This is a genomic window from Phormidesmis priestleyi ULC007 (genome assembly GCF_003003695.1).
Taxonomy (GTDB): Bacteria; Cyanobacteriota; Cyanobacteriia; order Leptolyngbyales; family Leptolyngbyaceae; genus Phormidesmis_A; species Phormidesmis_A priestleyi_A.
Map to the genome: position 1 here is coordinate 1 of NZ_PVWG01000081.1, position 9,800 is coordinate 9,800.

9 protein-coding genes are annotated in these 9,800 nt (G+C 46.8%); 1 reads left to right on the plus strand and 8 read right to left on the minus strand.

What is annotated here, in order from left to right; genetic code table 11:
- Positions 1-73: 73 nt before the first annotated feature.
- The 5 genes from C7B65_RS26095 to C7B65_RS26115 form a co-directional block, all read right to left on the minus strand.
- Positions 74-1,648, minus strand: coding sequence for a tetratricopeptide repeat protein (locus tag C7B65_RS26095; protein WP_073074790.1), 1,575 nt, complete (start codon positions 1,646-1,648; stop codon positions 74-76).
- On the minus strand, positions 1,638-2,108 hold the full coding sequence (locus tag C7B65_RS26100; RefSeq protein WP_073074789.1) for a hypothetical protein: 471 nt from the start codon (positions 2,106-2,108) through the stop codon (positions 1,638-1,640). Before C7B65_RS26100 ends, C7B65_RS26095 begins: the two co-directional genes overlap by 11 nt.
- Positions 2,109-2,208: 100 nt before the next feature.
- Complete coding sequence (locus C7B65_RS26105; protein WP_073074788.1) at positions 2,209-3,954, minus strand: hypothetical protein; 1,746 nt, start codon at positions 3,952-3,954, stop codon at positions 2,209-2,211.
- Positions 3,954-4,214, minus strand: coding sequence for a hypothetical protein (locus C7B65_RS26110; RefSeq protein ID WP_106254231.1), 261 nt, complete (start codon positions 4,212-4,214; stop codon positions 3,954-3,956). The genes C7B65_RS26105 and C7B65_RS26110 overlap by 1 nt, the downstream gene beginning before the upstream one ends.
- Before the next feature lie 111 nt (positions 4,215-4,325).
- A complete protein-coding gene (locus C7B65_RS26115; RefSeq protein WP_073074786.1) occupies positions 4,326-5,024 on the minus strand; it encodes a hypothetical protein in 699 nt (232 codons plus the stop codon).
- A gap of 360 nt (positions 5,025-5,384) precedes the next feature.
- Here C7B65_RS26115 and C7B65_RS26120 point away from each other — a divergent pair, with 360 nt between their 5' ends.
- Positions 5,385-5,666, plus strand: coding sequence for a helix-turn-helix transcriptional regulator (locus C7B65_RS26120; protein WP_223257485.1), 282 nt, complete (start codon positions 5,385-5,387; stop codon positions 5,664-5,666).
- A gap of 720 nt (positions 5,667-6,386) precedes the next feature.
- Here the strand turns inward: C7B65_RS26120 and C7B65_RS26130 are convergent.
- From C7B65_RS26130 to C7B65_RS28195, 3 genes are all read right to left on the minus strand, one after another.
- A complete protein-coding gene (locus C7B65_RS26130; RefSeq protein WP_073074784.1) occupies positions 6,387-8,507 on the minus strand; it encodes a hypothetical protein in 2,121 nt (706 codons plus the stop codon).
- A 77-nt stretch (positions 8,508-8,584) separates the two neighbouring features.
- Entirely contained in the window at positions 8,585-8,824 is a 240-nt protein-coding gene (locus tag C7B65_RS26135; protein WP_181314510.1) for a hypothetical protein, read from the minus strand.
- 96 nt (positions 8,825-8,920) lie between these two features.
- The coding region (locus C7B65_RS28195; protein ID WP_181314511.1) for a transposase at positions 8,921-9,800 on the minus strand (880 nt) is incomplete at its 5' end.

The following is a 9,800-nucleotide window of genomic DNA, read 5'->3' on the forward strand; positions in this document are numbered from 1 at the left end:
TCATCTTGGAAAACCTCTCCCAATCGACGGTGGCTTGACTTCAGACCTTGCTACTTTTGTCAATGCGTAAGTCCTATGCTTTATTAAAGTCTTCGATGGCACGGGTAAAATTCTGCTGTGTACTATAAAATCGTCCACGCCCTACGTAAGAAGTGTAAGCCATATATTTTGGGGCAATCTCAATTGACTTGGTGTAGTCTTCATCTGCATGAGCATAATTTTTCAGAAGTTCATATGCTACCGCTCTTTGGCGATAAGCAAAGACCATTATCTTTAAGCCATTTGGACTAGAAGTAGCGTTAAGTTGAATTGCTTGATTAATATCTCCAAGAGCACGAGTAAAATCACCTTTGAAAAGATAATTACTACCTCGCATGACATAAGCTGCTCCCAAAATATCATCGCCCCATAAACGCAGTTTAGGCTCGATGTTAAGTGCTTTGGTCATATTAGAAATCGCAAGGTCGTGGTTCCCTTGCATATTGTAGACACTTCCTCGATAACCGTAAAAGATAGAGTAATTTGGAGAAATTTCAATTGCTCGATTGTAGTCTGCAAGTGCTTGTTCACCATTTTCCTTGAATTGATGTACTTTTCCTCGAAAAGCATAAACAAGACTTCGATCTAGATCATTTACTTTAAGTTTAGATTGTTGCAGTTCTGGGTTCTCTAGATCCTTCAACGCATCAGTGGAAAAATTAATTGACCCATCCCAATCCTCTGCTGAATAACGCGTTACTCCTAGCGTGAGGAAAGTCAGATATCTTGTCTTGCTAGAAAGATTTGTATATACAGTGAGGTTTTTAGTAGGAGGAATGTCCAGAAGTAGAGTTGCACCTGAATTTTCTGCTGCTTTTACCGATTTAGGTAAGTATTTTGGCTCTTTCAATACTTCAAAGTTGAAGCTGACCGGTAGTATACCTTTGTCTTGCTCACCATACCTTCCCCAAATAACTATGGAGGCTTTGTACTGCTGACCCACTGCTAGAGCTTCCCCATGGTTCGCAAAGGAGTGGAACAATCTTTTGAGCTTAATATCGGAGTAAGGTCTGATAGCTGCTCCCAATTGCTCTTCGATGGTGTTAGTAACGCGAGGATATGGCGGTATTCCCTTGTCTGGCTCGAATTCAGCTAGGAGAATAATACTGTGTTTGGGAGGAAGGCTCTGCCAGATAAAGAACCCACCATATGTTAGAAGGGGAATGGCAATCGCACCCATCATCGTTGAACGGCGCGTCCATTTTCGTTGCTGCTCCCTAGTTTGTTGTTGCTTAACTAACTTGTTAGAGGAATTAATGTTAGGATCAGATGGAGATTGATCTCGTAGTTCTGGTTTCCAAAACCAAGCATAGTAAATGCAAGTTAATGATAGTAGTCCACTTCCTAAAACCAACATTGCATAGGTGGAAAGTTCCGGCTCGCCATTAATCAGTTTAATACCCCCCCACACTAGACAAGCTATATAGACAAGAATTGAAAGAAACTGGGCAAAGCGACGCTGACTGCTATTTACAGAAATTCCAAAGTAGATTATGGTCTGAAATATTCGACCAACCCAGATGTTTTGTGCTTCAACGTTGCTAATAGCCGTTTGTCGAAACTCGGAGTTAGGACGTTCCTCTTCTGAAGGGCTTTTATTAGGACTCATAGCTCTTATTTTCCTGAGTTAACTCACCTAGCTTGATATTCTGAGCCTTTACGTTAGTTAGCATTCGCTGTTCAGCAAAGCTATCTCCGCTTGTTTTTTGAGTCATTCTATCTACTTCAAGATCGCCTGTAATGTTGATCTCACTTCCCATAAGTTGTATCGTCATCCCTGTCGATTCTAGTCGTGCTAGTAAATCTGCTATTTCAACAGCAAAATCTTGATCTTCTGCCATCTGTGTCACCAGTTCAGCTTTGACAGAATCAACATTTATTTCTGTAGGCTGCTTTTCTGCTCGTGTGAGTAGCCCTTCTGTACCAAAGGCTCTGAATTTATTGCGAACAGTTGAAACTATCTGGGCAATAATTTTTGAAGCACCCTCACCAAAAGATTTTCCACCTGCTTTCAGTGACTCAGAGAAAAACAAAGTTGCGATCGCTGCTGCTATCGTTACAGGTTCCACAGTTTATACATGGAGATAAGGACTCTCTACAATTTTCAACCCTGATCAGGCTAAATGCCCTAATAAAACTTTAAGAATAAATAAAATTTAGCTATGTGCTTTATTTAACTAAAGCCAAACAAGAGCAATAAAAATGCCCAGCCATCTGCATCTGAGCAATCAACCGCCCAAACAGCGATCGTCCTGCCTCGTACTGCTTGGCTAAGGGCTGCTCACCGACGGTCGCCAATTCTGCTCGAATACGATCGGGTAAATCTTCAACGGCTGGCAGATAGCCAACAAAATAGCCATTGGCATCCTTGTCAAAATCGGTAATCGCGATGTGCTTCGCTGTCCAAGGGTTGAGATAGGCAACGCCTTCCTTGCGAAACGCTTCAAGGTCGTTTTGTTTAAGAGTTTCAGTATTGTTGATGGCGATCGCGATCGCGGCTGCGCCCACGTTGGGAAATGGAGAGCGGTAATACGCCACGATCGCGCCATGTGGCAAATCCTTATTACACACTTCCCAAGGCATCAGTTGCTCGTGATGCTGTGCCATTGCGGATGGGACGTAGATTCCACCGACCGCCAAATCGACTCGTTCACCGCGCAAATAGCGGTCAAGTTCATAGTTAACTTTGCTGAATTGATCCAACTGCCCGAATGAGTCGGCTTTTAGAACGTCGTAAAGCCAATCGGAGCGATCGTCCTGGTCGTGACCTTCTTCTGCCAAAGCCTTACGCTGTTTATCTTTCTGGTCGAGGTAGTACTGCCCTAACCGCTTCGGATCAACCGCGACTTCTGCCAGCGCCTCACTCTGCCCCAGTAGACGCGGATTGAATTCAGTGAGTGTCGCTTCGGGAATACAGCCTTTGACCTGTGGACCGACAACCTGGTCGCCGTATTTGCCATCAGATTTACGGCTAATCCAAAACTGGCTAACTTCCTTGATTCCCGGTTCAGACAGAGTGCCTTCATCTCCTTTGATGTCATTTTTGGAGAGAATGGCATCTACGCCCAACCGCTCACACCACCGACTGGTTGCCATCGTCCCCTTTACCATTCCTGGTAAATCGGGGGTAGCGGCGCGAAATTGGGTCACCGTGGTGTGAGTTAGGTAGTTCAGGCGCTTGTCGATCGCCTCACTAACTTCAGCCGGAATCGGGAATGATTTAAGTGTGCCTTCTCGCTGATAAGTGCTGATGAGTTCACCAACATCTGCTTCTACACCTGCTTTTTCTGAGGCGTTCACGATCGCCTGTTCAATTTCTGCTTCAGTCAGCAGAGCTTTCATGACGGATGTTGCAACCAGCATGGTTCCATCGCCCATTTTGTCATACAGCTTATTGAGATCTTCAATGGAAATAGAGCGTCTATGCCGATCGTGTAGACCGACACGTCCACACGATCGCGCTTCATCATCAATCACCAGAATTCGGGCATTGTGACCTGTGGTGGCGAAATCAACCAGGGTGGAACTCATCCCATCTGAGACGATAAGACTACCGTAAGCCACAGCGTTATGGGCTGTGTTGCGGTCAGCCGCATAAATGGGTTGAATTCCCTGTTCTGCATCTCCCTGTGTCAACAGTTGTGCTATCTCCGGATCGGTGAAATAGCCAGTCCGACCATTGCTGAACACTAAGACTTTGCCGTCTGCTTCTAATCGTTGGCGGTCTGCATCCGTGACGCGATCGTAAAACTTCCCCAAGAAAAACTGAGCATTCTCAATCTTGTTCGCCTTGAACCAATGTTCAAGGAAAGAGTGTTCAATCTGTTTTTGCTTAGGTTGAAGCTCTTGAGTCTCAAGATCAAATTCTCGGAGAGTAATTCCAGTTTTGACATCGAATTCTGTGATTTTGAGCATCAGAACTCCTCAGCACACGACTCATTAGAGCCAAAAAGGGGTTCAGCGAGCGACTGTAGCAGTTCCTTTCCTGCCACTTTTCGGTTTCGCTGCTCCTGAAGTTTCTCTTCACTAGATTTCCAGTCACCGAGAACACCTGAATCCTCAAGGTCATCGGTAGTGACTCCCCCAGCAAGTAGCTCTTCAATAGTCTCGCTAACGTTATCCAGCCGATGCAAAGCCAGCTCTCGATCGATGTCGAGAGGTATTAATTGATTCATAATCATTCCTCAAATCAGCACATGCTGCCAAGCGACAGCCGGACAGCTACTTACAGGATTATATTCAATAGAATTTTGGGGAACCCATATTTTAGGAAGAAATTAGCTCAATCAACGGCTCAGATTAAATCGACGAGGGGGGGCAGCCTCTTGCTGAGCGGTTTGAGTCCCAACTGCTTCAACTTGCCACTCTTTCTTAGAAAACTGAGTTTTCATACACACTGGAAAGTAGTACGTTCGGAGACCACCCATCGGGGTGAGAAATTCCGGGTGCAGTTCTTCAACCTTGAGCAACGCTTGTCCCTTGACCTCGCTGCCCACGTCATCAAATAGTTGAGGCTCTATTGAAATTAACCGGATGTAACGCACGGTCTGCTTCGTTTTGTGAACCAACTTGAGCAAATTTTTATCTGTAAACTCGATGCTACCGTCAGCTTGAGTTGTATAGCTGTACGAAATTCCTTGGGTGGGGGCAAGCATGGCTCCCAAATACAAGTCCTCATGGCTGCGATCGCGCCATCGGACGTAGACATAGGGATTGTGTTTGGTTCCTTTCTTGACCGATTTGTACGGAACGTTTTTGATTTCAATCCTGACTTCGCTTAAGGCAGTAGGCTCTTGCCGCTCACTAGAGTAAGTCCGCTCCAAGCGTTCAAGCTCGATCGCCTCTTTTAGCATGTCACACTCTTGCTCACTGAGCAGTGGTAAAAGCTCATCGATTAGGATTCGGGTGCGTCTAGGCGCAACAGCCTGTTTGATAGCTCGAACTGCCTGCAAGAGCGTTACTCGCGAAGCATTGGTAGATTCCATATGAACGGAGCACTGTTTTGAATTGAACCAGGATTTCCACAATCGTACCCAGAAGTGAGTCGCTTCACCTTTAGATCGATCGCTATCTACACCATAGCTACATAATAGAGGTTTATTTTCTCTTGCTCTGAGAATGGGTGTGATCGCTTATCTGTTAAGTTTGCTATCTAGCAAAAAATAAAAGTCAGATCATCCAAGCAGAATTCATTTTTAGAAGAATATTTTGATCCACTCCAGCAGATAGTTCTATAAGTGTAGAGTTTCCTAGTGGATCAAAGCTGCAAAAATATGGACAATTGAAATTTTTACCGTGTAAGCTGAGTGTTGGGATATTCTTAAGCTAAGCTTCCTAGTTCCGGCATGAATCCGTCTATTTCTACTCCTATGACTTTTGGCGATTGGCTGCACTTTCAACGTCGTAAAAAAAGTATTCGTCAAGAAGACTTGGCGAAGGCATTGGTAGTGAGTCCTCAAACTGTCAGTGCGTGGGAGACAGGACGTAACGTTCCAAGATTTACTCCTCAGCAGATGCAGGTTCTTTGCGAGATGCTGAATTGTCCCTTATCTGAAATTGCCCAGGCATTCACTCAAGCTCAAATGCTTGGTGATTCGGAAAACAGTGCGCTGCCGAACGTGGGTTAGACGAAGATGAATCAGGCTCCGCCCAATTCATCTGAAAATTCAACCGTTGCTCTGATATCCTCAATTACCCAGCCGCTCTAGAAGTTCTTGTCGTGACGAATGAAGAATAACGTTCATTCTTTTCTGTAAAAGTGCAGGTACGATTTGGGTAAGAGCAGCGTCTAGGGAGCCAAAAATTTCCCTTAACAAAAGCTTCGATTTCTTCCCATTGGGCTTGTCTAATAATTTCTTCACGCCTGGGAATTGATATCCACTTCGCCATTCATGCTACTTGGTGGGAATTAAGGTGGGCGATCGCGCGTCCCTAGAACGTATGGCAAACTCCGCGATTGAGGCACCACAAAACTGAACTAGATAGGTGAGCAGGATTCTCAAAAAGTTACGCACTGTCTACCCCTTCTTAAAGTTAGTTGATTGCGATGGCTGCCAAGGGAATGAGGATTTGGGGATGACGTTAAAGAACGTGCCAAATATCCAGCCTGCCAAAAAGCTTAATAGCATAACCTTGATTGACGAATTTCGAGTTCCGTACATGATGATCGATTTCTCCTAACACTAATCAACAGGCATTTCTTAACGTGATTGGGCGATGCCCATTTAACCAACATGGAGCGCTGCCCACTTTTTGCCCAATCCTAGAGGCTATACGCATCAAGGATTTTGGAGGTGTGTTGGGCAGGTGCCTAACCGTGCCTAATCTCTTGCCCAACATTATGGGCGCTACAAACTGACCTTGAAATTGTGCTCACAGTTCTTACATTTCATGTAGTTACTGTTGCCGTCTTTAGTCTTCCCCTTGTTTCTTACGTTGACTGACCCGCATTCAGGGCATTCTATCTGAGTCGGTTCAGATGTTCGTTGACCCTCAAAAGGAGATTGGATCGCTGCTGATTCTTCCGTCAATTTTGACCAGTTGCAAGGAATTGAATCTGCGCTCGGCAGTTCAAAAAACGTTGCTTTTCCACTCGTGACGAGCAGCCCTAAACGGTACTGATTGCCACCCTCTAGATCCAGGTCTTCATTTTGTTTGTCACAAAATTCTCTCAACTTGTCATAATTCTTCTTCAGCGCAGATGCTTGAGATTTTAGGGCGGGTGTTTTGTCGATCGCCGTGATGATCGCCGTCCCAAAATAGACACAGTTAAAATTGTCCATGTCTGCCCATTCCCAAAACTTTTTGCCCACACTCGGAGACTGACCAATCAGATACGCTCTCATGCCGTTGTGCCGCATTCCCTTTGAGCACGAGAGGAAGTCTTTGTTAATGGAGGAATCGCTGTCTGCAACGATGTCAATTTCATCAAACACATCTAGCGTGTTGGGTTCAGAAATGCCATTCTCTAAACGGTGCTTGAATTCTGAGACAAAGGCTTTGACGGCTTTCTTCGTTGCTGAGGTGCCTTTAGAAGCCTTGGAAATCTGCCAATAGTCTTCGCTGGAGCCGTCCATCGGGTCGTGGAGACGGGTGAAGGTTGGGGCGAGCTGGTTCGCCTCGATCGCCAGCAGCAGGTTGACAAAAATTCCTTTTCCTTCGCCCGTCGAACCCATAATGCGGCTGACGGGTTTTTTGAGTAGCTTGTAGACTTTCTCAAATTGAGCCGTCGGAATCCAGAGTTTATCGATCGTGGCTTTCGATTCCGCCTTTTGAGCTTTGCGAAATACCATCGCTGTTTTGATCCGGTGCGGGTTGATGCGGTCGTATTCAAACTTTAGGTCTTTGATGCAGCCACAGACGATCGAGAACTCGTTCCCGCGATCGTTCAGTCCCTCAATAAAAGCTTGCCCTCTGCTTTTGCGATCGCGCAGGTTGAAATACACGTCAAACCCAGTTTGGTCGCTGTACGGCACGATTTCAGAGGCATCTAAGCAGATGCACTGTTCACTCTCCCACAGGGTTTTGATCAGCCGATTCGCTCGCTCGTATTCTCCGATGGCTTCAAAGTATTGCGGCTGCAACAGCACGCTGAGATGCCCTGAGAGCCGCATCAACTCCTGGTCGCGGGCATCTAATACGCTCTGGAACGCATTCGGAATTCCCTTGGAAACGGCTTCGTTTAACTCGGTGAACTCGTCCACATAATCGGCATTGAGCTTCTTGAGATCGGCGACCGCTGAGTTGTAGAGAGTTGCGGTTTGAAAGTATTGATCGTTGAGATCTCTCAGCTTGCTTTGAATCTCGTATAGCTCATGGTTGGCGCGGAGTTTCGCCACTTCATCCACAGTTGCAAACTGGGCTTTGAAGTGGATGTTCTCTAAATTCAACTCGTTCACTTTGGCAGTGAGCGTCTCGACTTCTGTCTCGTGGTCGGTGAGCACTCGATCGAAGGTCTGTTTCCAGTAAGCTTTGTTTCCTTCAGCAATCGCCACCTCTTTTCTCAACAGATCGGAGTCCTGCTTCAAGGATTCTCGCTCGTCTCGCACGGCAGCTAGCTGGAGAGAGGCATCGCTCAGGCGTTGCTCCACGTTGCTCAACTCGCGCCGGAGAGACTCGTTGTTGGAATTGAGGGCGTGGATATCGACGGGAATGCCGTCATGGGTGAGATAGGGTTTGAGTTGAGTGGAAAGCTGGCTGCGCTGATAGTCTACGTCTCTGAGTTCGTGTTCCAGCCTGAGGAGCGTGTCGGTTTTGGCTTCTAGCTCTTGCTTGAGGCGTGCGTGATCGTGGCTCCGCTCAATCCTGACGCACGCAAATAGGGAGAGCGTACCGGATAGCGTTGAGAGACTGGCAATCTTTGAATTGTCGTAAATCGTCGTCGAGGTGATGAGGGCGATCGCGCTGCCGAGAAACCCGACGAGACTGATGTGCTGACCTGCGTTTCTGAAGGAGGTGAGTGATACCATAGCTCCAATTCCTATCTGTGCAAGGGGTTGGGAAAGATGCCCCTAGCAGGGCTGATAACGTCGCTAGGGACTTTGGCTTAGGCGACAATCTGCTGGGTTTGAACGTCGATCGTGGGGTATTTCATTTCAACTTCGTGCTGGTGAGCCATCGCTTTGCGCTGCGAGAGTTCGGCTTTGCTTTGAGCTTCGGCGAGGCGATGGATGTAATCCTGCTCTAGAACTGGGAGAAACGCATTTTGATAGCCCAGCTTGAGATGTAATTCTGAAAGCTCAGTCAGGGCGATCTCCGTTTTGACGACGGCTTTTTGGAAGTTCACTTTTTCCGATCGGATGTCTTGCAAGCCGATCTGGTGCTGAATTAGGGATTTTCCAAGCTTGGTGGCGGAGATGCCTGCATCTACATATTGTTAGTGTCACGAATTATTCGCGGAGGATTTGCGGTCATGTTTAGCATGATCCCGCTCTACCACCATACACAAAACGGTCAGACAACTCATTTCATTCGGGAATGCCCCGATTTCATCTGACTTGGCACGAAACTCACGGAACAAGCGCTCCAAGTGATTCGTAGTCCGAATATGGCGATGGAGGTCGTGAGGGAATTGATAGAAGGTCAGGGTGAGTTCACTATCGTTGAGGAAGGTACGCACTGCATCGGGTTCGCGTGATTGCCACTTTTGAGCAAAGTCTTGCAAGCGGTCGTGTGCTTGGTTGACATCCACTGCCTCGAAAATATCATAAGCATCACTCGTGATTTCAAAGCGCCGTTGTTGCTTGGCATCGGTGAGTTTGAGCGGTTGTTGTTGTTGTTGTTGTTGTGCGTCTACTTGGGGCAGTTCCTGATAGTTCAGATGCCGCTCAATGCCTCTGACTTTGTGGGTGATACAGCGTTGTTGTTGAGCATTCGGGAAGTAAGCCGCAATTGCGGGTGGGAGTCCTAAACTGCCATCACTACAGACTAGTTCTAGTGCTTTGGGGTCAAATCCGCGCTCAATCAGATGGGCAAATAGATCCCGCCAAGCGGCTTCACTTTCAGTTTCGGCAACCTCGTAGTGGATTACTTCTGTGCGTCCATCTGCCCAGACTGCCATCACAGCTAGCACGACTCGTTCTTCCACTTGCCGTCGTTGCCGCAGATGTCCCGATAAGTCTTCCTTGTACTCATCGGCAATCACATACTGGATGTCTACCCACACCCCATCGACTAAGATAATCGCTGGCGTTTGCTCGAAGGGCGCTTGGCGTTTCGCGTCCAGTCGTCGTTGAACTTGTAACGTGATTTGGTTCACGGCA